The sequence below is a fragment of the Lentimicrobiaceae bacterium genome (assembly GCA_020636745.1).
Taxonomy (GTDB): Bacteria; Bacteroidota; Bacteroidia; order Bacteroidales; family Lentimicrobiaceae; genus Lentimicrobium.
Map to the genome: position 1 here is coordinate 240,968 of JACJXH010000006.1, position 22,250 is coordinate 263,217.

23 protein-coding genes are annotated in these 22,250 nt (G+C 37.7%); 17 read left to right on the top strand and 6 right to left on the bottom strand.

Annotated elements, in window-relative coordinates:
- Positions 1 to 2 precede the first annotated feature (2 nt).
- The 6 genes from lepB to H6541_11055 all read right to left on the bottom strand — a co-directional run bounded on the left by lepB (position 3) and on the right by H6541_11055 (position 5,441).
- Positions 3 to 1,511 (bottom strand): signal peptidase I, encoded by a 1,509-nt coding sequence (gene lepB / locus H6541_11030; protein ID MCB9016319.1) that lies wholly within the window; start codon positions 1,509 to 1,511, stop codon positions 3 to 5.
- A 67-nt stretch (positions 1,512 to 1,578) separates the two neighbouring features.
- Positions 1,579 to 2,301, bottom strand: a complete 723-nt coding sequence (gene dapB / locus H6541_11035; GenBank protein MCB9016320.1) for a 4-hydroxy-tetrahydrodipicolinate reductase — start codon at positions 2,299 to 2,301, stop codon at positions 1,579 to 1,581.
- Positions 2,302 to 2,316: 15 nt separating this feature from the next.
- Positions 2,317 to 2,853, bottom strand: a complete 537-nt coding sequence (locus tag H6541_11040) for a hypothetical protein (protein ID MCB9016321.1) — start codon at positions 2,851 to 2,853, stop codon at positions 2,317 to 2,319.
- Between the two features lie 120 nt (positions 2,854 to 2,973).
- Positions 2,974 to 3,861, bottom strand: a complete 888-nt coding sequence (locus H6541_11045; GenBank protein ID MCB9016322.1) for a ParB/RepB/Spo0J family partition protein — start codon at positions 3,859 to 3,861, stop codon at positions 2,974 to 2,976.
- A complete protein-coding gene (locus H6541_11050) occupies positions 3,851 to 4,666 on the bottom strand; it encodes a ParA family protein (GenBank protein ID MCB9016323.1) in 816 nt (271 codons plus the stop codon). Before H6541_11050 ends, H6541_11045 begins: the two co-directional genes overlap by 11 nt.
- Positions 4,667 to 5,096: 430 nt before the next feature.
- Positions 5,097 to 5,441: a DUF3276 family protein gene (locus H6541_11055; GenBank protein MCB9016324.1), complete on the bottom strand. Its 345-nt coding sequence runs from the start codon at positions 5,439 to 5,441 to the stop codon at positions 5,097 to 5,099.
- A gap of 483 nt (positions 5,442 to 5,924) precedes the next feature.
- On the opposite strand from H6541_11055, the gene H6541_11060 reads away from it, so the two are divergent.
- From H6541_11060 to H6541_11140, 17 genes are all read left to right on the top strand, one after another.
- Positions 5,925 to 6,854, top strand: coding sequence for a transcription antitermination protein NusB (locus H6541_11060; GenBank protein MCB9016325.1), 930 nt, complete (start codon positions 5,925 to 5,927; stop codon positions 6,852 to 6,854).
- A complete protein-coding gene (locus H6541_11065) occupies positions 6,838 to 7,296 on the top strand; it encodes a GNAT family N-acetyltransferase (protein MCB9016326.1) in 459 nt (152 codons plus the stop codon). The genes H6541_11060 and H6541_11065 overlap by 17 nt, the downstream gene beginning before the upstream one ends.
- Positions 7,297 to 7,410: 114 nt before the next feature.
- Complete coding sequence (locus H6541_11070) at positions 7,411 to 7,902, top strand: DUF1573 domain-containing protein (GenBank protein MCB9016327.1); 492 nt, start codon at positions 7,411 to 7,413, stop codon at positions 7,900 to 7,902.
- Between the two features lie 29 nt (positions 7,903 to 7,931).
- A complete protein-coding gene (gene yajC / locus H6541_11075; GenBank protein ID MCB9016328.1) occupies positions 7,932 to 8,255 on the top strand; it encodes a preprotein translocase subunit YajC in 324 nt (107 codons plus the stop codon).
- A gap of 41 nt (positions 8,256 to 8,296) precedes the next feature.
- A complete protein-coding gene (locus H6541_11080; GenBank protein ID MCB9016329.1) occupies positions 8,297 to 9,298 on the top strand; it encodes a YbbR-like domain-containing protein in 1,002 nt (333 codons plus the stop codon).
- Positions 9,299 to 9,455: 157 nt separating this feature from the next.
- A complete protein-coding gene (locus tag H6541_11085) occupies positions 9,456 to 10,046 on the top strand; it encodes a dephospho-CoA kinase (protein MCB9016330.1) in 591 nt (196 codons plus the stop codon).
- A gap of 24 nt (positions 10,047 to 10,070) precedes the next feature.
- Positions 10,071 to 10,604 carry a hypothetical protein gene (locus H6541_11090; protein ID MCB9016331.1) on the top strand — a complete coding sequence of 178 codons (534 nt, stop codon included), beginning with the start codon at positions 10,071 to 10,073 and terminating at the stop codon, positions 10,602 to 10,604.
- A 187-nt stretch (positions 10,605 to 10,791) separates the two neighbouring features.
- Complete coding sequence (locus tag H6541_11095; protein ID MCB9016332.1) at positions 10,792 to 13,059, top strand: aconitate hydratase; 2,268 nt, start codon at positions 10,792 to 10,794, stop codon at positions 13,057 to 13,059.
- A gap of 684 nt (positions 13,060 to 13,743) precedes the next feature.
- Positions 13,744 to 13,968, top strand: coding sequence for a hypothetical protein (locus tag H6541_11100; GenBank protein ID MCB9016333.1), 225 nt, complete (start codon positions 13,744 to 13,746; stop codon positions 13,966 to 13,968).
- Positions 13,969 to 14,010: 42 nt separating this feature from the next.
- Positions 14,011 to 14,238 carry a hypothetical protein gene (locus H6541_11105; protein MCB9016334.1) on the top strand — a complete coding sequence of 76 codons (228 nt, stop codon included), beginning with the start codon at positions 14,011 to 14,013 and terminating at the stop codon, positions 14,236 to 14,238.
- 107 nt (positions 14,239 to 14,345) lie between these two features.
- Positions 14,346 to 15,518: a 6-bladed beta-propeller gene (locus H6541_11110; GenBank protein MCB9016335.1), complete on the top strand. Its 1,173-nt coding sequence runs from the start codon at positions 14,346 to 14,348 to the stop codon at positions 15,516 to 15,518.
- A gap of 4 nt (positions 15,519 to 15,522) precedes the next feature.
- A complete protein-coding gene (locus H6541_11115) occupies positions 15,523 to 16,143 on the top strand; it encodes a hypothetical protein (protein MCB9016336.1) in 621 nt (206 codons plus the stop codon).
- Between the two features lie 1,159 nt (positions 16,144 to 17,302).
- Entirely contained in the window at positions 17,303 to 18,406 is a 1,104-nt protein-coding gene (locus H6541_11120) for a 6-bladed beta-propeller (GenBank protein ID MCB9016337.1), read from the top strand.
- Positions 18,407 to 18,566: 160 nt separating this feature from the next.
- Positions 18,567 to 18,770 carry a hypothetical protein gene (locus tag H6541_11125; protein ID MCB9016338.1) on the top strand — a complete coding sequence of 68 codons (204 nt, stop codon included), beginning with the start codon at positions 18,567 to 18,569 and terminating at the stop codon, positions 18,768 to 18,770.
- Positions 18,771 to 19,529: 759 nt separating this feature from the next.
- Positions 19,530 to 20,720, top strand: a complete 1,191-nt coding sequence (locus H6541_11130) for a 6-bladed beta-propeller (protein ID MCB9016339.1) — start codon at positions 19,530 to 19,532, stop codon at positions 20,718 to 20,720.
- Between the two features lie 164 nt (positions 20,721 to 20,884).
- On the top strand, positions 20,885 to 22,099 hold the full coding sequence (locus tag H6541_11135) for a 6-bladed beta-propeller (protein ID MCB9016340.1): 1,215 nt from the start codon (positions 20,885 to 20,887) through the stop codon (positions 22,097 to 22,099).
- Positions 22,086 to 22,250, top strand: a 165-nt coding sequence (locus H6541_11140; protein ID MCB9016341.1) for a hypothetical protein, incomplete at its 3' end; no start/stop codon positions are given. The genes H6541_11135 and H6541_11140, both read left to right, overlap by 14 nt.

Consider the following 22,250-nt stretch of genomic DNA (forward strand, 5'->3'; position numbering starts at 1 on the left):
AGTTACTTGATAGAGCGGAAAAGTTTATTCATTCTTATTTTTCCACCAAACAGGGGTTTGTTTTTGTCAAGTGAAAGCCAGACAAATACTGCTTTTCCTACAATGTGGTCGTTTGGAACAAATCCCCAGAATCTTGAATCGGCTGAATTGTGTCGATTGTCGCCCATCATCCAGTAATAATCCAGTTTAAAGGTGTAGCTGGTTGCAGGTTTTCCGTTAATGATGACTTCATTGCCTCTTATTTCGAGATTATTATGCTCATAAGCTTTGATAATACGCTCATAAAGCACAATATTTCTTGTGTTGATTTCAACGGTGACTCCAGCTTTAGGAATGACCAGTGGTCCGAAATTGTCAACATTCCATGGGTAAATTGAGTCAAATGGGAAGATGTAAGGTTGCCAGAAACCCTTAGGCTGAATAATTTTTTTCACTTCTTTGACATTGACAAAGCTTTTTATTTTTTCAGCCGTTTCATTGGTAAGGGTCATAACCATCTCGTCAGGGCCGGCCATACCAATATCTTCAGTTATATTAAGTTTGTCAAGAGCCATTGGGTTGATACGGGTGCCATCAGTTCTTACCAAATATTTAAACTGTGCCTGATTGGGTAAGTCGGCTGCTTTGCCATTGATAAAAACAACCTGATCCCTGATTTCCAATGTATCGCCCGGAATACCAATACACCGTTTGATGTAATTTTCGCGTTTATCAACGGGTCGGGCAACAATATCTCCAAAATTGGCTTTGTCGTTCCATACCCTGTAACGTCCATAATCTCTTACCAGGGCATAATAGCTCTGATTCTGAACTTTAAGCGCAACAGTGTCACCGTCAGGATAATTGAATACTACAACATCGTTGTTTTTAACCGTGGTAAGTCCCGGAAACCGGTAATAGGGTAGCTTCAGCCATTCAACATATGATTTGGTGTACGTTGTAAGCGGCATGGTGTGATGTACAAACGGAAAAGCCAGTGGTGTGTTGGGCACCTTAGGGCCATAACTGAGTTTGCTCACAAATAAAAAATCACCTACCAGTAACGATTTTTCCATGGATGATGTCGGAATCGTGTAGGCTTCAATCATAAATACACGGATGATTGTAGCCGCAATTACTGCAAATATTATGGCATCTACCCATTCCCTCATGGGCGTTTTTTTAATTTTCACTCTGCTGAGTGGGGCTACATAGTCTTGTTCCTTTTTTATACTCAGCCAGGGAAGATAAATGTAAGGGAAAAGAACTGACAGCGCTTGCTGGCCGAGGCCGAATATCTTGTAACATTTGAGTGTTTCAACAACCATCAGCATCACCATGAAGGCATTGATAAAAGGCATGATGATAAAGATAAACCACCACAAAGGTTTATTGATAATTCTTAGCCATATATAGTAGTTGAGAAAAGGTACAGCCGATTTCCAGCTGTCATGTCCGGCTGTTTGAAACGTTTTCCAGAGCAATGCCGGAAAAAACAGAATGATTAAAATCAGAATCAATGAGATTGCCATAAAGTAAAATTTTAGATTAACCAGGATGTTGCTCCTGCATATATTGCAAACTTAATGTTTTTATCAATCAGGTGGTTGAATTGAGCAGGTCTTGCATATCAAAGACCCCAGTTTTCCCTGACAGCCATTCAGCAGCAAGTACAGCTCCGGTTGCAAATCCTTGTCTGTTATGCGCTGTGTGTTTTATTTCAATGGAGTCAGCTGACGATTCCCATTGTACAATATGAGTTCCGGGAACTTCGCCGGAGCGTTCACTTGTAACAGGTAACTTACAGGCTTGCTTGTCTGACGAGGCTTGCCAGCTTTGGTAAGCATGATTTTCAGCTATAATATCGTTGGCCAGAGCTATGGCAGTACCACTCGGAGCATCCAGTTTATGAATATGGTGTATTTCGTGTAAACTGGCTTGATATTGGCGATGATTATTCAGCAGTGAAGCAAGTTTTCGGTTGATTTCAAAAAAAATGTTGACACCAATACTGAAATTGGGAGCATAGAAAAATGTCCCGTTCAGTTGCAGGCAACGTTCTTTTATTTTCTCAAGTTCGGCCGGCCAGCCTGTTGTTCCCGAAACGACAGGAATGCCGGATTCCAGACAATGATTAACAATCCAGGCTGCGGATGCCGGAGTGCTGAAATCAATAACCACATCTATTTCACGGGCATTTATTTTGTGCGTACTCCAGTCGCTGGCATTGTCAAGAGCTAAAACTATTTGGTGCCCTCTTTCAATAGCAGCTTTTTCGACCTCGTGGCCCATTCGGCCATATCCTGATAATGCAATTTTCAATCTTTCAGATTTTAGTCAGAAATTCATACTAAGTCGCAGTCCATTGGTATAGCGGTCGCGTGTGCCGGCAGGCATCATAAAAACAGGGTCGACCCTGAGTGACAGGTTGTTAGAGATGTCGTAATCAAAAAAGTGGGCATCAACAGCAGCGTCAATTACATTCAGCAAATACCAGGCTGCAGTAAAAATAACGCTAAGTTCAACCTTTCGCCGGTAATAATCGCGGCCGCGCAACAAATCGCTGGTGTTGGGATATCTGGTAACGTACTCATTGTCAATAGCAAAAGTGTCTTTGTTGGAAATATAGCGATAAGCTTCCGTAAATTTATTCATTTCATCGCTATTGACTTTAATGTTGTAGGCCAGAAATCCAAAGCCGGCATAAATCACCGGAATTTTCCAGTATTTTTTATTGTAGGCCTGTCCGAGCCCGGGCAAAGCCAATGAATAAATGGTTGCTTTGTGTGCTGAATGCAGCGCCGGGATAGCAGGATCGGCAGGAGGGAGGTAAGTTTCAGCCTGAATAGTATCCTGTGCTGCAAGGTGTTGCATCCAAAAACAGCAGATAAACACAACAAAAATCACCTTTTTAAAAAAGGTGATAAAACGGAAATGAGTGATTCCGGATGCGAAGTACATCATTTTATAATCTAAAGTGTTGATATGCAACCCTTATTGATTGAGGTTACTCAGAAGTCGCTGCAGCTCTTTTTGAGAGCTGAAACTGATAACGATGTTACCTCTGCCTTTATTGTTAAGGCTTACACTTACTTTTGTATTGAGTTTACCGGCAATAGTATTACAGAGTTCATCCATAACAGCAGGTAATTCCACTTTTTTCGATTCTTTTTTGGTAGTGGGTTGTTTATTCAGGTTTCTGGCAATTTCTTCAACTTCGCGTACCGACAGATCTTTAAGAATCACATTGCGCAGAATGGTGATTTGAGTATCCTCATCGTCGATGTTGATAAGTGCCCTGGCATGTCCCATGCTGATTTTGCTGTCGCGGATGGCAACCTGGATTTCAGCAGGCAGCTTGAGCAAACGGATATAATTGGCAACTGTGGCTCTGTTTTTTCCAACGCGCTGGCTTAATTCTTCCTGTGTAAGTTCGCATTCGTCGAGCAGTCGCTGATAGCTGATAGCAATTTCGAGCGAGTTGAGGCTTTCGCGCTGAATATTTTCAACCAGTGCCATTTCAAGCATTTGCTGGTCGTTGGCAATCCTGATATAGCAGGGAATTTCTTCCAGTCCGGCTAATTTTGAGGCTTTAAGCCTGCGTTCACCCGAAATAAGCTGGTATTTGTCATAACCCATTTTCCTGACGGTAATAGGCTGAATGATCCCTTGTTCTTTGATAGAAGAAGCCAAATCGTTTAATGCGTCAGGGTCAAAGTCTTCGCGTGGCTGAAAAGGGTTGGGGTCTATCTGAGAAACAGGGATTGAGGCGACAGCGCCGGCTACAAAACTTCCTGAAATATCAGTAGAGGTGATATCCGTTTCAGGGCTTTCGAGAATGGCGCTCAGTCCGCGTCCAAGAGCTTTTTTCTTAGGATTCATTTGTAGTGTCGATTTGTTTTTCTGTTGATTTGATCCTGGTTAACTCATTCTTCTGAAGTATTTCGCGGGCCAGGTTCAGATAATTAACGGCTCCACTGCTGTTGATGTCATGCATGATAATGGTTTCACCAAAGCTGGGAGCTTCGCCAAGTTTGGTGTTCCGGTGAATCATAGTTTCAAATACCATGTCCTGGAAATGAGCTTTTACTTCATCAACTACCTGGTTTGACAGGCGAAGACGGGTATCATACATGGTAAGCAGGATGCCTTCTATGTCAAGTTCTGTGTTTAATCTGGATTGTACAATTTTAATGGTGTTCAGCAGTTTACCAAGCCCTTCCAGCGCAAAATATTCGCATTGTACCGGCACTACTACAGAATCGGCAGCTACCAGCGCATTGACTGTAATCAGTCCGAGTGATGGTGAACAATCTATCACTATAAAATCATATTTATCTTTGATTTTATTCACCACCTTCCGCATCATTTTTTCACGGTTAGGCTGATTAATCATCTCAATTTCAGCTCCAACCAAATCAATATGAGCCGGAAGTATATCAAGATTCGGGGTGTTGGTGGTAAGTATAATATTGGCAGGCTCCACTTCGTCCATCAGGCATTCATATATGCTTGTTTTGATGTTTTTGGGATCGAAACCAACACCTGAAGTTGAATTGGCTTGAGGATCAGCATCAATGATTAATGTGCGATACTCAAGCACTGCAAATGCTGCTCCCAGGTTGATGGCTGTTGTAGTTTTACCTACCCCTCCTTTTTGATTTGCAACTGCGATTACTTTACCCATTTTTAAGTTCTTTTTATCTGATAGTCAGGTGCGTGGAGCTAAATTAGCCTGCTTCCCTGAATTTTACAAAGGTACAATTATTTATTCGTCTGCCAAGTAAACTAACCACCCTGTGAATAACTTTACTTTGCTATTTTGCGATGGCTTTTAAGTGTTGAGCTTGTTGCCCGTAATACTGTTTATAACCGGTGTTTAAAGTATAAAAATGTTTTAACATGCATATAATGAGCTGTTTGGCTGCCGGTGGCAGCTTCTGTTTACCTCGTTGCCGGTTTGGTGCATCGGGCTTTCTGGCAAGCAACATGCCTCAGCCTCAGCCAAATGGTGGTGCAGAGGTGTGTATATTTGGTGATGATTTAACGATGATTTAATCCGGTAACCGGCATTGGAACTAACAATGACTTTTTAATGTACTTTGCAGGAGTATACTTTATTTACTGTCAAAGTCGAAATCTTCAAACTCAATGTCGTTGATGCTTTCTTTTGTTTCTGCTACATGAGTTTCAACAGGTACTTCGCCGGTTTCGCAAAAGTTAACAGCATCAGCCAAACCGTTGCTGAATTTCTCAAAATCTTCCTTATACAGAAACAGTTTGTGTTTTTCATAGGTGAACTTGCCATTGTCGTTATCGAAACGACGTTTGCTTTCGGTAATGGTAATATAATATTCGTCTGTTTTTGTTGCTTTTACATCAAAAAAGTAAGTTCTTTTGCCTGCTCTGATTGCTTTGGAGAAAATTTCGTCTTTCTGATCTCTGTTGTCAAACTCTTCCATAGTTGTTGTAATTGCAATGTTTTTAGAAAATTTCAAACGCAAATGTAAAAAATAAATTGTACGTAAAACATCAGATTCCAATTTATGCAGGTTTTGAATACAGCTAAACCGAAGTCATCTTTAACCGACCTCCTTTCTATTTGACCTTAGCTCCTGCATTTAAAATAATGAATATTTACTGGCAGGGCGCATTGTTTCATGTTAAATTGTCATGTTTTATAAATTATAAGTAAGTGTTCAAAATGCTTTTTTAACCTGCACAATTTTTAGGTTTTTACTTCTTTTTGTCGGATTGTAAAAGTGCTGAATCTCAATAAAATCGAGGCTTTCGGTTAATTTTTCTGTAAGCGAAATTGCTGCAAATTTTATCTGTTTGTCAGAAGTTAGGTATAAATCTGTACTTTTGCACCGCAAAATAAATCGATTGCAGTTCATTTACATCACATCTACATGCTAAGCAGAAGGCACTTAAGAATCAAGGTCATGCAGGCCCTTTATGCACATTTTCAATCTGATGATAATCAGTTGAATGTAAGCGAGAAAAACCTGGTTTCGGCCATCCAGAGCATTTACGATCTTTACATTTATTTCTTGTCAGCAGTGCTTGAAGTTTCTGACTTTGCCAGAAACAGAATGGAAGACGCCCGTCAGAAATTTTTGCCGACTGAAGAAGAAAAGAATCCCAATACCCGTTTTATTGATAATAAATTTCTGCTTCAGCTCGATACCAACCGCGATTTGAGGAGAAACATCGAACGCCTCAAAATTTCATGGGCAGACGATCAGGAAATGTTTCGCAGAATATTTCTTCAGATGCGCGACTCAGAAGCATTTGCCAGATATATGTCAGCCGAAACGGCTACCTATAAGGATGACAAAGAGATTGTTGTGTATTTGCTGGGTGAACTGATGCTGGGGAATGATACTTTCCTGAGTCTTTTTGAAGAGAAAAATATCAACTGGGTCGACGATGTGGACACCGCTGCCATGATGTTTGCTAAAACCATTAAAAAGTGGGATGCCAAAATGGATGAGTTTCAGCCTCTTCCACCGTTAATAGTTACGCCTGATGAGGAAGGTGATGATCTTATCCGCGACTTTGTAATCAGGTTGTTCAGAAAAACAATTTTTAACAGTGAAAAGTATGCAGCTTTGATTGCGGCCCGTGCTCAAAACTGGGAGCTTGAACGTATTGCTGTGCTTGATGTTATTCTGATTAAAATGGCTATTACTGAGTTTACCGAATTCCCGTCTATCCCGCTCAAGGTCACAATTAACGAATATATTGAGATTTCAAAAGAATACAGTACGCCCCGAAGCCGTCAGTTTATCAATGGCATTCTGGATAAACTTGTGAATGATCTTAAAGCTGAAGGGCTGATTAAAAAATCAGGCCGTGGACTACTCGAATAGTGTAAAATTACCTGCGGGTTATCTTATTAGAGATTATAGTGGCGCTGATTACGCTGCTGTAGAAAAGCTATGGCTTGAAACCGGGCTGGGGAGCAGTGCCAGGGGTGACAACCAGCAAATTATTCAGGATACAATTGATGCAGGCGGTCATTTACTGTTGGTGATAGCTGACGATGAAAGTATAATTGGTACTTCATGGCTCACCAACGACAAACGTCGCACCTATCTGCACCACTTTGGCATTGATGAAAAATACAGACGCCGTGGACTGGCCCGTGCTTTGCTTCAGGTATCGCTGCAGGTTGCCAGGGCCGATGGCTATCAGGTAAAAATTGAAGTGCACCGCGAAAATATTCCGGCCCTCAACCTTTATAAAAAAGCCGCATTCGGTTATCTGGGCGATTATGATGTTTATATTATCAGAGATTTAAACCTGATATAGTCCTTACAATCCGTATTTTGATGTTTCCCTTTCAATAAGCTGTTATCTTCTTCAGGAAACCTGCGAATTTTACTACCTTTGCTCCGTTGATATTTCAATTTGTATTTTGTAACGATGAAAACCAGAACCAATACCCCGATTTTTCTGCTGGCAGGTATTTTAAGCCTGTCCATACTGTTGCTTGCGTCCTGCAACCAATCATCGTCTGATAAAGGTCTTATTCCCTCAGATGTGGTTAAAAACCCCAATACTGCCGATGGAAACGGCGACGCTTCTGAAATGCCGGTTATGAGTTTTGAAAAGGATTTTCATGATTTCGGCCGTGTAATTCAGGGTGAAAAAGTGTCATTTGGCTTTAAATTTACCAATACCGGAAAATCTGACCTGATTATTTCGCGGGTGAGCTCCTCCTGTGGTTGTACCGTTCCTGATTTCCCCAAAACCCCTATCAAGCCCGGCGAATCCCATAAAATTGATGTGAAGTTTGATAGTGAAGGACGTCGTGGATATCAAAACAAAACGATTACCATTGTCAGTAATACGCAGCCTAATACCCAGGTTATCAGAATTAAGGCCGAAGTAATTTTGCCTGAAGAACTTAAATAATGTATTTCTAACCAATAATTTCGACAAGTATGCTTACATCAATTCTTTTAATGGCACCCGCCGGAGGTCAAAGCAGCGGATACAGCTCTTTGATTTTTCTTGGTTTAATTATGGTCGTTTTCTATTTCTTTTTTATCAGACCTCAGGCAAAAAAAGCCAAAGATCTGCGCAAATATCGCGAAGCACTCAAAAAAGGTGATAAAATTGTGACCATTGGTGGTATTCATGGTAAAATTGTAGAAGTTCAGGAAACTACTTTTACCATCGAAGTTGAAGACGGCTCACGTCTTCGTATTGAAAAATCAGCAGTTGCAGGCGATGCCAGCGATCAGCTTGCCAATCAGCAAAAATAGGCAGCTAACTGATGAATTAAACTCTTTAAATGCATTGATCAGTGAAAGATATCCTTTTGGCGATACTTTCAGGAAATAAAAAACCCATGGACGGAAGGCTGCGAAACCGGCTTTCCGTCTTTTTGGTTTGTACCCTTATTTCCCTGTTTATGTGGAGTTTAATTAAATTGAGTCGCGACTATGAAGCGCCTGTTAATTATCTGATTCAGGCCGGCAAACTCCCTGATGGAAAAATCCTCGTTGGTAATCCTGACTCTTTGATACACATTGTAATGAGTGCTAAAGGGCTCGATCTCTATTCCCGAATGTTTATGCGGGGTAAAAACACCATTGACCTTAACCTTTCAGGTATTAAACTTCAACGGAAAGGCGATCTTTATACCGGCATTTTGCGCACTTCAAAACTTATGAATGAGATAGCGCAACAATTGCCTATTGGTGCTAAATTAATTGATATTGAGCCTGATACATTGCGTTTTATTTTTGAAAAAACATACCGCCAGCGGGTAGCTGTTCACCCTGAGCTATCTCTTGGTTTTGCCAAACAGTTTCAGTTGTACGATTCTTTGCGGGTGAATCCCGATTCGGTTTGGATTTATGGGAGAAAAAGCCTGATTGATACCCTACGCTTTTTAAATACCGAGCCATACACCATTAAAAACCTTAGCCAAAATGAAAGAATCAGGTTAAAGCTGCTTCAGCCGGCTTTAAGCCCTGCTGTGAGTTTATCAACCGATAGTGTGAGTGTGACGATTAATGTTGAGAAATTTACGGAAGCTTTTATTCAGGTTCCGGTGCTGTTGTTTGCTGATATGCCCGGTGTTTCATACAGAACTTTTCCCGATATGGTGAAATTAACCTGCCGCGTAGCCATGCGCGATTATAAAAGGCTCGATCCTTCCATGTTCGAAGTAGCAGTTGACTACAGCAGTATGATAAATACCGGAAAAACCCGACTTCCGGTCACCGTCAGGCGAAAACCTTCATTTGTTAAAGTTATCAGAACCGAACCCGATAAGGTTGAGTGCCTGATATTGAAGTAGAATTTAATTAGTTCAGGGCTGTTATAACCTGAACGCAAATGTATACCTCTTCCGTTTTTTTATTATTTCAGCACTTATTTTCCGGCTTCTAATTTTTGTGTCTGCACTTTGATGATTCCCTGTAAAAGCTTATGTTTGTATGCTTAACCTTTGTCAGATGATGAAAGTAGGACTTACCGGTAGTATAGGAAGCGGAAAATCGACCATTGCGGGCGTTTTCAGGGTGCTGGGTATTCCTGTTTATTTAGCCGATACAGAGGCGAAGAAAATTATGGATCGCCCTGATGTCGCGCAGCTGGTTGCCAGTGAGTTTGGCTCTCAGCTTATTGGCAGCGATGGCTTTATTGTGCGCAAAGCATTGGCTGAAGTTGTGTTTAAGGATGCTTCGCAACTGCAAAAACTCAATGCACTTATTCATCCTCTTGTAAGAGCTCATTTTAACGAATGGTGTCAGGGCCTGACCAATGTGCCTTATCTGATTCAGGAAGCGGCAATACTTTATGAATCTGGCTTTTATACGCAATTTGACAAGGTGATTGTTGTGGCAGCTCCTTACGAAGAGCGCATATCACGCGTAATAAAGCGCGATGGTATGACACGCGAGCAGGTACTTGACCGCATGGATAAGCAGTGGCCTGAAGAAAAAAAACTCGAAAAGGCTGATTTCGTTATTTTTAACGGCGATCACAGTCTGGCTATACCCCAGGTGCTCGAAATTCATCAGGCGTTATCAGGTATTTCATTGTAAAATTTAATTTTTAAACTTAAAAAAATGGATGAATTGATTTTAGGGATTGGCTCCAGAGTTGAGCATCCTCAGTTTGGAAAGGGTGTTGTTATTCAGGTAAGAGCTGATGCCTGGGAAATTACCTTTATTGAGAATGGCACCCGCATTATACAGCGCGATTTTACCGGACTTCGTGTGATGGAAGCCGTTGAAACCCCTTCAGATATGGCGACCTACGAGAAAATGGAGAAAAGCCTGGTGCGTGTGCTGCGTCGTTTTACCGACCTTCAGGAAACTGTTCCCATAGGGCAGAAATGGACAGGAGGCCGCATGGTTTTGTTCCCGGGCGACACTTCTCTCAAAGAAAAAGAAGTCCCCATCGATGCTTTCTTTCATAAGATTGTAATGGTACGCGACAGGCTCAGGGTGATGGAGCAAAAAGTAAATGCCAGTAAGCTTACCGACGAGGAAAAAGTAGATATTCAGCAGTACATAACGCGTATTTATGGGAGTCTTACCACTTTCAATGTTCTGTTTAAGGATAAAGACGATTATTTTGTTGGTGACAAGTCAAACTGATACTGATAAAGGCAAACAAAACCTGCTGATGCCTGTTAATGATAGCAAAGTTGTTTAAATAGATGATTCAACCTGTTTATTGATGATGAACAAGTAGTCGGTTAACTCTCTTGGCAACTTTTATGTGATATTAGTTTTCGCAGAAATTCTGTGATTATTTATTAACCTGAAAATTAACAAATCTATTATGCTGTTCGACCTCGATTTAATCCGGAAGGTTTACGCAAATTTACCTGCAAGGGTAGCTGCTGCACGTAAACTACTGGGCCATCCGCTGACCCTGAGTGAAAAAATTCTTTATTCCCATTTGTTTGACGGAAACCCCTCACAGGTGTTTGGGCGTGGTATCGATTATGTGAACTTTGCACCCGACCGGGTTGCCATGCAGGATGCAACTGCACAAATGGCGTTGCTTCAGTTTATGAATGCCGGTAAAAGTCGCACAGCTGTTCCTTCAACAGTGCATTGCGATCACCTGATTCAGGCCCAGGCAGGAGCACATGCCGATTTGAATTCAGCTTTGGAACAAAACAAGGAAGTTTTTGATTTTCTGCAATCGGTTTCCAATAAATATGGCATTGGTTTCTGGAAACCAGGTGCCGGTATCATTCACCAGGTGGTACTCGAAAACTATGCTTTTCCGGGTGGAATGATGATTGGTACCGATTCGCATACTGTGAATGCCGGAGGGCTGGGTATGATAGCCATTGGCGTTGGTGGTGCTGACGCAGTGGATGTGATGGCAGGTATGGCCTGGGAGCTTAAAATGCCCAGGCTAATCGGTGTAAAACTTACCGGCCGGCTTAATGGCTGGACTTCTGCCAAAGATGTTATTCTGAAAGTGGCCGGAATTCTTACCGTTAAAGGCGGTACAGGCGCCATTGTTGAATATTTCGGCGAAGGTGCCGACAGTATCTCTGCCACAGGAAAAGGAACTATCTGCAATATGGGCGCCGAAATTGGAGCTACCACCTCTGTTTTTGGTTACGACCAGAAAATGAGCAAATATTTGCAGCAAACCGGTCGTGAACAGATAGCTGCTTTGGCCGACCAGATTATAGCTGATTTACGAGCCGATGATGAAATATATCAGCATCCTGAAAAGTATTTTGATCAACTGATTGAAATTAACCTGTCGGAGCTTGAGCCATATATCAATGGTCCTTACACTCCAGATGCCGCTTACCCGATTTCAGAATTTGTTAAGATTGTGAAGGAAAAAGATTATCCTGCTAAACTCGAAGTTGGGCTAATTGGTTCATGTACAAACTCATCATACGAGGATTTGACCCGTGCTGCATCGGTTGCCCGCCAAGCTAAACAGAAAAATCTTAAAGTTAAATCAGAATTTATCATTACGCCCGGCTCCGAAATGATTCGCTTTACTACCGAGCGCGATGGATTGCTGAAAGACTTTGGTGATATAGGCGGAGTTGTGATGGCCAATGCCTGCGGGCCTTGTATTGGGCAATGGAAAAGGCATACCGATGATCCTGAACGGAAAAACTCTATCATTACTTCGTTTAACCGCAATTTTGCCAAACGCAACGATGGCAACCCCAATACGCACGGATTTGTTGCTTCCCCTGAGATTGTTACAGCCATAACCATAGCTGGTGATCTTACCTTTAACCCTCTTACCGATAAGTTGATAAACGAAGCAGGAGAGTGGGTATCGCTCGATTTACCTGAAGGCCTTGAATTGCCTCCTCATGGATTTGAAGTTAAGGATCCCGGCTTTGTTGCCCCTCCGGCTGATGGAAGTTTGGTTCAGGTGGTTGTGAAACCCGATTCTGGCAGACTGCAGTTACTCGCTCCGTTTGAAGCCTGGGATGGTAGCGATATAACCGGAATGCGCTTGTTGATTAAGGCTAAAGGCAAATGCACCACGGATCATATTTCAATGGCTGGCCCTTGGTTGCGTTTTCGCGGGCACCTTGACAATATTTCTGACAATATGCTTATTGGAGCCGTTAATTTCTTTAACGGTCAAACCAATTCGGTTAAGAATAGTCTGTCTGGAGAATATCAGCCTGTGCCTGCTGTGGCAAGAGCATATAAAGCGGCAGGAATTGCTTCAATTGTTGTGGGTGATGAAAACTATGGAGAAGGTTCGTCACGCGAACATGCTGCCATGGAACCCCGGCATTTGGGCGTTAAAGTTGTGCTGGTAAAATCGTTTGCCCGAATTCATGAAACCAACCTTAAAAAGCAGGGCATGCTTGGCCTTACTTTTGCTGATAAGGCCGATTATGACAAAATTCGCGAAGATGATATTATTTCAATTGCCGGTCTTGCCGGTTTTGCCCCCGGAAAGCAATTAACAATGGTGCTGCAGCATGCTGATGGTACTACTGAGTCATTTATGGTTAACCATACCTATAACGAAGCCCAAATTGATTGGTTCAGGGCGGGCAGTGCTCTTAACCTGATTAGAAAACAGGCAGGAAAGTAATATTCGGATTTTTAAGAATTGAACACTGGTTAAGAATTTTAACCGGTGTTTTTTTTTGACTAAATCTAAAAATTAAACCAATTTGGTTTTAATATTACTGAAAACTGCAGGATGTGTTAAAAACCCGATAATTATAAAAATTGCAGGCTTGTTTCAGAGCATTGAACAATAAGTGATTCCGGCCATAGTACTTTTTTATTATGTTTGCCCTGGTGGGATTGGCGCTTATTCTGATAATGGCCTTATATTTACCTGTAAATATCAAGCTTGCACTTAATTTATTAATGACTGTTTAGCTTTTATATGAATATTACTATTGATTTATAAAAATTTCTTTTTTAGCTTTGTGAATAAATAGAAAAACATATCAGATTAATCTATTATGAACAGTCTTTCGTTCAATTATATCCTACATCATTACGCCCATGAAATCCATAATCAGCTGATTTTCTAGGGGGTATTTAATCAACGCACATGTTTCTAAGCACTTAATATTTCCTGCACATCCACACCGGATAATATCTTCAGCGCTCTGCCGTTGCCTGCCGGTGAAGGATGTGCCTCCGTAGTTGTTAAGTATAAGTTGGATTTAACTAATAAAATCCTAATTTCGATTAATTTAGATTTTAACATTGTGACTTACAATATTCAATAAATGACATTTAAAAACTTAATTTCGAAAAAATGAAAACAAACATAATAATTCTGCTTTCTATACTGGGGTTGATTGCACTTAATATTCTCCCGTTTACAAATTTGAAAGCGGAACCGGTAAAAGAGTATCACTGGAAACAAATAAATTGTTCTGATGGAGTAAATTGGGTTGAGATTTGCTCGGATAATGGAGATGGAAATCGATGCTATGGAGGAGGGCAATCAACCAGAAAATGCCCTGGAGGAATCGATTGACAATTTGAATTTACTTAGTATTAATTAGCAAATCTGATAAAAATGAAAAAGCAAAAGATTATATTTCTTGGGTTAATGGGTATAATGATGCTCAATTTTTCTCCGCTTTTAAAATTAAAAGCCGAAGAATCAAACAAAAAAAAACACTGGCAACAAGTTAACTGTCCTGATGGCGTGAACCATTATGAAATTTGTTGTGACCTGGGCGATGGCGAAAGATGCTATAATGGAGGAACAACAACAAGAAATTGTCCCGGAGCAACTGATTGATATTAAAATGCAATACTGCCACCATACTTTTTTAAGTGGCAGTATTTGCTTTTAAAAGCATAGTGCTTATGATTTTAAATCTTGCTCTTTACCTTAATTTCAATAAAATGCAGAAAGCAAATATAATTAGAAAAGATATTATTCACTTATTATTAGCTCTAATAGCTTGTTTAATAATAAGTTGTAAAAACAACAATCAAACGAATGAAAATAATGAACCATTCGCTTATGAAACGATTAGGGTTACGGAAATTCCGGTAAATTCTTCATGGACTGTAAGCGATGCTTTTACGGAAGTTCAATTTATTAAACTCGAAACAACAAAAAACTCAGCTTTTGGCCATATTGACAGGATATTTCTTACAAAAGAATATATAATGATCCTTGATTGGCTGGTTGCAAAGGATATTTTTATTTTTAGTCGTTCAGGCAGATTTATCACTCGTTTTAAAAATACAGGTAAGGGCCCCGGTGAGTTCTTGGATCCAACGGATTTCTTTTGGGATGAAGCAAATCAAAACATTGTCGTTCTTGATAATGGAAAGTTTATGCATTTTTATACTATCGAAGCTAATCAGCCTCATTTTATTAAAACAATTGAAATTCCTGAAAATATTCACCCATTTGAGGTTGCTATTATTAAACCTGATGATAAACTCGCTTTTATTTGTGGAAGTTGGAATCCAAATCTTTGTATTACAGATTACAATGGTCTCAATTTGAAATACTTTTTCCCCTACCTAAATAGGAATTTTTCGATTGAACTCAGAAATGGATTAAATGACAATAATGAAAATCTTTTATACCGAAAATATGCAAATGATACAATTTATCGTATTTCGGGAACAAATGTTGAACCATATAAATTTATTGATTTTCGTCACGATAAATCGTTTTCCGAATTGATTCAGTTGTCGGATAATGTACAATTACGAGTCTTAAAAGAAAGGCCCCTGATCAATTTATATTTCGAATGTGACAACAGTGTCTATTTAAAATATTCCATAAACGGTAAAGAGTTTTATTTATTTCGTAATAATTCTATGCAGCAATTTCATGTTAGTAAGATAAACATGAACAATGATCTTTATGGCTCGGAGAACTTATTATGTAAGGGGATTGATCCGATTACAAAATCATTTGTCTTTTCAGCTTCACCTATGAAAATTAGTTCAATACTTAATGAGAAACCTCAGTCGATAAATGCCAGATACCGGCATATACTTCAATCAATGAATCTTAATGAAACGGATAATACTATTATAGTACTTGCAAAATAATTTTATGAAATCACGATCATTATTATTTTCAACAATTGTAATGCTGCTATTGGCTAATATTTATCAAATATTAAATAACCAGACGTTACATCAACAAATAACCCGAAGTGAAAAGTTGGTAGATAGTACGATGAGATCTAACAGCCTGAGTTTTGAATTACGGGAAGAGTTCTTTCAGGCTCTGGCGCTGCAGAATCATAAGGTAGATTGCAATAGCACGGTAACTGATATTTACGGCAACAAAAGAGACCTTTCTGTTATAATTTCAGATAGTTCAAAACTTGTCCTGTATTTTAACGAGATTGGCTGTACATCTTGTAATATCAATAAAATTGATTTGGTGCTTGAGAATCTAAAGAAATCAGGCATTTCTGATTATTTAGTTCTTACTAATTATGAGAATTTTAATGAATTTACGTATGTAATTAATGCTACCAACTTAAATAAACAGAACTGTTATAATGCGAATATTGAGTTGAAAACAGGTAATTATAAATTTGACAAACTCTTATTGTTTGTTCTTGATGATTCATGCTGCATAAAATATCCATTTATCGTTAACGTGGAGAATTTATCTGAGATCATTACTTATTTCCATACTTTAGAGGTTATTAAAATCATCTGAGATGTTACTCTGTATTAAAAATAGTACCTTATTCATTCAAATATTATTTTTTGCTCTTATTTCTTGCAAAAGCAATTCCAACAATGTGAAATCTGAAGATTCCGGTGGAACTGGCCTTAATGCGATTTATAGTGATACCACACAGGTTTCGGCCACTGTTGTTGAAAAAGGTACATTCATCAAAGAAACCTGGTGCAACGGCAACCTGCAGGCCTGGTAAAAAGGCATTGTTTCAATTAAAACGCAAGGAATACAGTCCAAAAACAGAGAGAAAACTGTTCAACACTTACACAGTTGACACTCTTTTTATTATGTTTGCCCTGGTGGGATTGGCGCTTATTCTGTTAATAGCCTCATTTTTACCTGTAAATATCAAGCTTGCACTTAATTTATTAATGATTGTATGGCATTTTTCTATTTTTCTATTGCATTAAAAAAATCTTTTATAGCTTTGTGAATAATTTGAAAAACATATCAGACTAATTAATTATGAACAGTCTTTCGTTCAACTATATCAGACATCAATACGCCCCTGAAATACATAACCAGCTGATTTTCAGGTGGGGGGTTATATTTAATCAACGCACATGTTTCTAAGCACTTAATATTTCCTGCACATCCGCACCGGATAGTTGCGCAAGTGACGCGTTATTGCCTGCCGGTGAAGGATGTGCCACCGTGAAGTTGACAAATTGAATGGTGAATAAATGAATTATTATTTATCAAATACGAGTTTCCAATAAAAGGGACTGAAAGCACCTTATAACTTTTTCATTATTCTTAAAATATAATAAATCATGAAAAGAATTTGTATTACATTGCTAATTACTGCATTTCTCTCAATATTTTCCATACCATCTATAAGTTTTGGTTCAGCGAAAATATCACTATCGAATTTTATTCAACCTACCTATGCAAACATTACATGTCCAGCCGTAGGTCATAATTCAGGCGATTGTCACATAATGAAATCCGAAGCCGCGTTTGGTGGCGGAATTAGATGGTATTGCGAATGGACTGGATGCCAGGCAGACCATTGTAATGGTCTGACAGTATCTTTACTTAATCTTGCCGGAGCTTTGGGTAGTTAATAAATGCATAACTTATAATAGAACTGCAGTTTGTAAATTGCAGTTCTATTGTTGAATAATTTAGAAATATGAAAATAAAGCTAGTTTTTTCTTTCTTGATTAACCTTCTTTTATTAACGTCATGTAAAATAGACAATATAAAAGAAAATCCATTTACAATTGATGTTGACAATTATAAAAAAGATGCTGTGATGACAGATATTTTTAAGTCTGTAAAAGCTATAAATCTGGAACTTAACGAAAATTCGGTAATTGGGAATTGTAAAAAATATTTAATTTTCGATACAAGCTTGTTCATATTAGATATTTCTGATCATTCAATTGTAACCTTTAATTTAGAAGGTAAGTTTATTTCCCGATTAAAAAGAAAAGGGAAAGGGCCTAATGAATATCCTGAAATAAAAGATTTTGATATAAATCCCTTCGATACTACAATTGACATTATGACAAGTATTGGTTCGGTATACAGATTTCAATTTAATGGAGATTTCTATGATAAGTATAATGTGCCTGATACCAGAGCAGTTCATTATATTGCAAATTATTCAAAAGATCTTGTGGCATTTTATACAGATCTGGGTGGTGAACGGATAACGTTGTATTCGACTAGTGAGAACCGTATTGTACGAAGATTCCACGAACATCCGGAATATGCCATTGGAGTTGGATTGTCTCCATTTTACAAATATAGGGATAAGTTACTCCTTAGAGAGGCATTCGGCTCATACATTTATTGTTTAAATAGAACTAAATTGGAACAGTTTCATTCTTTTGATTTTGGTGGTAAGAGTATTGAACCGGAGGAGATAATGTCTTACGGCCCGGAAAAACTTTTAAAAGAATTCGCTACTCTTGAATTGGGAATGATGTATAAATTGTGGACAACAGAATCTGATGATTTTCTCATTAGTTCGTTCAAGTATAAATCAGATATTTTTACCTATATCTTAAACAAGAGAATTAACGTTGGAGTACTTATAAAGAAATTTAATAGTGGTTCCAGCTTTTTTTATAATCCCACTTTATATAATAACCACTTATATGCAGTAATCCCGGCAAATTATCTGAATATTTATATTACTGACGATGATAAAAAAGATTTTAAAATTTATAACCTAAATAGAATTAATGAATACAGCAATCCGGTTCTTCTTATTTCTGATTTAAAATAATAGAAAATGAATCTTAAAAGAACGCTCTTAGCATTACCAATATACATTATCTTTTTAGCAACTGCTGTAATAGACCCTGAATATGAATAAACGAACCAGGCTATTATTCTATATTTCTGTAATACTGTTAACAGGCTGTAATAGCAATAATAATGCTGATTTGGATAATAAAAAGGCCTTATCTGCAGGTAAAGTTTCAGATACCACATTATTAAAGTCAGATGTTGTTGTGAAGGGAGGTTTTACCTTCAAAACCTGGTGCAACGGCAACCTGCAGGCCTGGCATAAAGCCATTGTTTCAATTAAAACGCTAGGAATACAGCCCGAAAACAGAGAGAAAACTGTTCAACACTTACACAGTTGACACTCTTTTTATTATGTTTGCCCTGGTGGGATTGGCGCTTATTCTGTTAATGGCCTCATATTTACCTGTAAATATCAAGCTTGTGCTTAATTTATTAATGACTGTTTAGCTTTTTTTTATTTTTCTATTGCATTATATAAATTTCTTTTTTAGCTTTGTGAATAATTAGAAAAACATATCAGATAAATTTCTTTATGAACAGTCTTTCGTTCAATTATATCAGACATCAATTCGCCCCTGAAATACATAACCAGCTGATTTTCATGGGGGGGGGTATTATATCTAATCAACTCGCATGTTTCTAAGCACATAATATTTCCTGCACATCCACACCGGATAGTTGCGCAAGTGACGCGTTATTTCCTGCCGGTGAAGGATGTGCCTCCGTGATATCTGGATGCTCTTAAAACACTTTCTATCTAAAGATTAAATTTCAACCTCTAAAATTTGCAAAAAAAATGAAAAATATTGTTAAATACGTTTTGACGATTAATTTAATGATAATAACAATAGCAATATTTACCGTATATATAAGTCATGCCGACATAAATCCTGGCACTAAGACAATGAAATTTTATGGTAATGAAAGTGGAACAAAATACTGTTGCAAGGATAATGGAGACAGGTGCGATCCAAATGTTACACCAGCATGCCCTGAACACTAAATACAAATATTCTCAGAACAACCCGGTTATAATTGGGTTGTTCTAATCCTTTATTTTACATTACAGATTTATTTATTATAAAAACATTAAACTCATGAGAACTAAAAATTTTTTCTTACTAGGCTCAGTTTTATTTATTCTATCTTTTGCCGGATGTAAAGATCGAAGTCCACAATTACAACCAACTGTCATCCATTTGGACTTTACTCAAGTCAATAACAAAATTGGCATAAGTGAGATTTTCGACACAATCAATTTTATCAAGCTGGAGACTAACGACAGTTCATTAATTTCAGGAATAAACAGGATACATTGTTATAATGATTCAATATTTATAAGCACTCCGGATGACATCAAATTGTTCGATATAAATGGGAGATTCCTTTGCAACTATTCTTTCAAAGGTAAAGGTCCTGGAGAATACATTGAAGTTTCTGACTTTGTTCTCGATACCATAAACAAAAAATTAGAAATATTGGACATTGTAAATCAGAAGATTATAATTTACGATTTTGATGGGATCTTTTATAAAGAGTTTTACATAGGTAGATGGGTTCAAAGATACAGCTATCTGGATAATAATTGCAGAGTACTTTATAGTGGTAATGATTACCAGGAGAAAGGAAAAGATTCTAAAATCCGAATATTGATGAATTTTAAAACATTAGCTGATTACCTTCCAATCAATATTGCAAAATCAAAATACTTACATGTTGATAACACCACAAGCCTTTCCAGATTCGGGCAAGAAACAATATTAGCAGAACCATTCAGTGATACAGTATATCTAATATCAAAAAACAGTGTTGCTCCAAAGTACATTGTTGATCCTGGACCGCAAACTATTCCTAATAAGTTATTTGAGAATAATTTCAATACAATACTTGATTTCTTCACTTCTTTGAACAAAAATAATTATGTATATGGCATATTTAATTTTATTGAATCATCCAATCTCGCATATTTTAGATATTATCAGTGCGCTAAGCCTGAAAATGAGGCAAGGAACATACTATTTGACAAAAAAACAAAAGAAACAACCATATTTAGGAGCATCTTTGATGACAGATATCTATTGAACACGTATCTTAATCTTGAAGACTTTAAATTATTTAAACAGTCAAATGGATCTATCATTTTTGCAATGCCTGCTTATGTTTTTAAAGATAAATATGCAGACGCATATAATAAATCAGGAGAGCGCATTATGAGTTCAATAAAGGAAATAAATAGAAACATATCAAATGAAGACAATCACGTTCTGTTAATAACTCATTTAAAATAAAATGTTTAGTTAAAAGAATCGAATTTGATACATAAATAATTTATAGGCTGTATTCAATAAAAGCCATAATTAAGAAATGACAATGTTTTACAGAGATTTCAACAATAAACAAATATTAACCCAGTTGCATTTGTTGCTTGAATGTAGTTTGTAATATGGTAAACATGAAAATTATTCGAAGTTATTTTGTGCTGCTGACTATTGTAATAGTCTCTTGTTCTGAAAATAAGATAAGAAAGCTTCCAAATGTGGAGGTAATTAATATTGATATAAGAAAGTCTCAATCTTGTGATGGATGGAATGGGTTGATTAGTGATATTGATTTTATATGTCTGGAAACACCGGATTCAGGTTTGATAGACAGAATTAGCAATATTCAGATATCGGATAATGAAGATTTTTTAATAAGGTCGCAGAATCGGAAACTTATTCTGTTCGGGAAAAACGGTAAGTGTAAATATGTATTTAGTAAATATGGAAAAGGTATTAATGAACTTCCATTTGTAATGGATGGCTGCTTAATGCCCGAAGGTGATTTGTATGTTTTTGGTAGTCTTCAGTATTTGCAAATTGATTCTAAAAAAAAAGTAATAAGAAGCAAAAACCTTCCTGTTCAGAAGTGCTTTTCAATTTCAAATACTCCTGTTGACTGGTTTATTGATTCGCGTAAGAATTTTTATATGTGGTTTACATCTTACTCGGATATCCGGGATGAAGAAAAATATAGTCTGATTATTACAGATAGTGCAGGTGATATCTTGTCTAAGCGATTGAAATATAGTCATTATGCAGGTGGTGGCCAGGTGTTTTTTCAAAGTAATAAAGATATTCTGCTGGCTCCTCCTTTACTAAATGATACAATATACAAAGTTAGCAACTCCGATATCTTCCCTGCTTATAAAATCGATTTTGGAGCGAATAGTTATATTGCTGGATCTTATAAACCTCACATTTCTAATGATATAAATAATCCATATCACATTGATGCATTTTTTTCTGAAAATAAGATTTGCCATTCTATTTTAAGACCGGTAGAAAATAATAGATTTCTAGTTTTCAGGTTTAGCACTTCTGAAACTTATTTAACATGTATTTTTGATAAACTTAATAAAACTGTGAACCTGATTCGTTGTTTTGAACAAACTTCTGAAAGTGTTTTTACTCCGGGTCTTATTTTTGCTTCCTACAATAATAAATTTTTTTCGTTTGTCGATGCATGGAAGATACGGCAAATGCTTGATGAAAATCTAACCACTGCCCCGTTCCTTCAAGAACAGCGAAGGTTAGATTTGCTCAATAAGTTAAAAGACGTAAAAGAAACTGATAACCCGGTGTTGATGATTATAACCACAAAAAATCAGACAAATGAAGAAAGATAAGTATTCAATATCCATCCTGATAATACTTAATATTTCACTGATTAGTGCTTTGGTTTATTTCAGGCTCAATGCTGCAGCCACAGATAACTCGTATGCAAAAATGCATGAGGCCAATATGAACCAGTTAAAATACCAGAAAAATATCATGAAT

What these genes read in the sequence shown, in the direction of transcription:
- lepB (MCB9016319.1), bottom strand. Translation starts at nt 1,511, where the DNA reads ATGGCAATCTCATTGATTCTGATTTTAATCATTCTGTTTTTTCCGGCA.
- H6541_11040 (MCB9016321.1), bottom strand. Translation starts at nt 2,853, where the DNA reads ATGCAACACCTTGCAGCACAGGATACTATTCAGGCTGAAACTTACCTC.
- H6541_11045 (MCB9016322.1), bottom strand. Translation starts at nt 3,861, where the DNA reads ATGAATCCTAAGAAAAAAGCTCTTGGACGCGGACTGAGCGCCATTCTC.
- H6541_11050 (MCB9016323.1), bottom strand. Translation starts at nt 4,666, where the DNA reads ATGGGTAAAGTAATCGCAGTTGCAAATCAAAAAGGAGGGGTAGGTAAA.
- H6541_11055 (MCB9016324.1), bottom strand. Translation starts at nt 5,441, where the DNA reads ATGGAAGAGTTTGACAACAGAGATCAGAAAGACGAAATTTTCTCCAAA.
- H6541_11060 (MCB9016325.1), top strand. Translation starts at nt 5,925, where the DNA reads ATGCAGGCCCTTTATGCACATTTTCAATCTGATGATAATCAGTTGAAT.
- H6541_11070 (MCB9016327.1), top strand. Translation starts at nt 7,411, where the DNA reads ATGAAAACCAGAACCAATACCCCGATTTTTCTGCTGGCAGGTATTTTA.
- yajC (MCB9016328.1), top strand. Translation starts at nt 7,932, where the DNA reads ATGCTTACATCAATTCTTTTAATGGCACCCGCCGGAGGTCAAAGCAGC.
- H6541_11085 (MCB9016330.1), top strand. Translation starts at nt 9,456, where the DNA reads ATGATGAAAGTAGGACTTACCGGTAGTATAGGAAGCGGAAAATCGACC.
- H6541_11090 (MCB9016331.1), top strand. Translation starts at nt 10,071, where the DNA reads ATGGATGAATTGATTTTAGGGATTGGCTCCAGAGTTGAGCATCCTCAG.
- H6541_11095 (MCB9016332.1), top strand. Translation starts at nt 10,792, where the DNA reads ATGCTGTTCGACCTCGATTTAATCCGGAAGGTTTACGCAAATTTACCT.
- H6541_11100 (MCB9016333.1), top strand. Translation starts at nt 13,744, where the DNA reads ATGAAAACAAACATAATAATTCTGCTTTCTATACTGGGGTTGATTGCA.
- H6541_11105 (MCB9016334.1), top strand. Translation starts at nt 14,011, where the DNA reads ATGAAAAAGCAAAAGATTATATTTCTTGGGTTAATGGGTATAATGATG.
- H6541_11110 (MCB9016335.1), top strand. Translation starts at nt 14,346, where the DNA reads ATGCAGAAAGCAAATATAATTAGAAAAGATATTATTCACTTATTATTA.
- H6541_11115 (MCB9016336.1), top strand. Translation starts at nt 15,523, where the DNA reads ATGAAATCACGATCATTATTATTTTCAACAATTGTAATGCTGCTATTG.
- H6541_11120 (MCB9016337.1), top strand. Translation starts at nt 17,303, where the DNA reads ATGAAAATAAAGCTAGTTTTTTCTTTCTTGATTAACCTTCTTTTATTA.
- H6541_11130 (MCB9016339.1), top strand. Translation starts at nt 19,530, where the DNA reads ATGAGAACTAAAAATTTTTTCTTACTAGGCTCAGTTTTATTTATTCTA.
- H6541_11135 (MCB9016340.1), top strand. Translation starts at nt 20,885, where the DNA reads ATGAAAATTATTCGAAGTTATTTTGTGCTGCTGACTATTGTAATAGTC.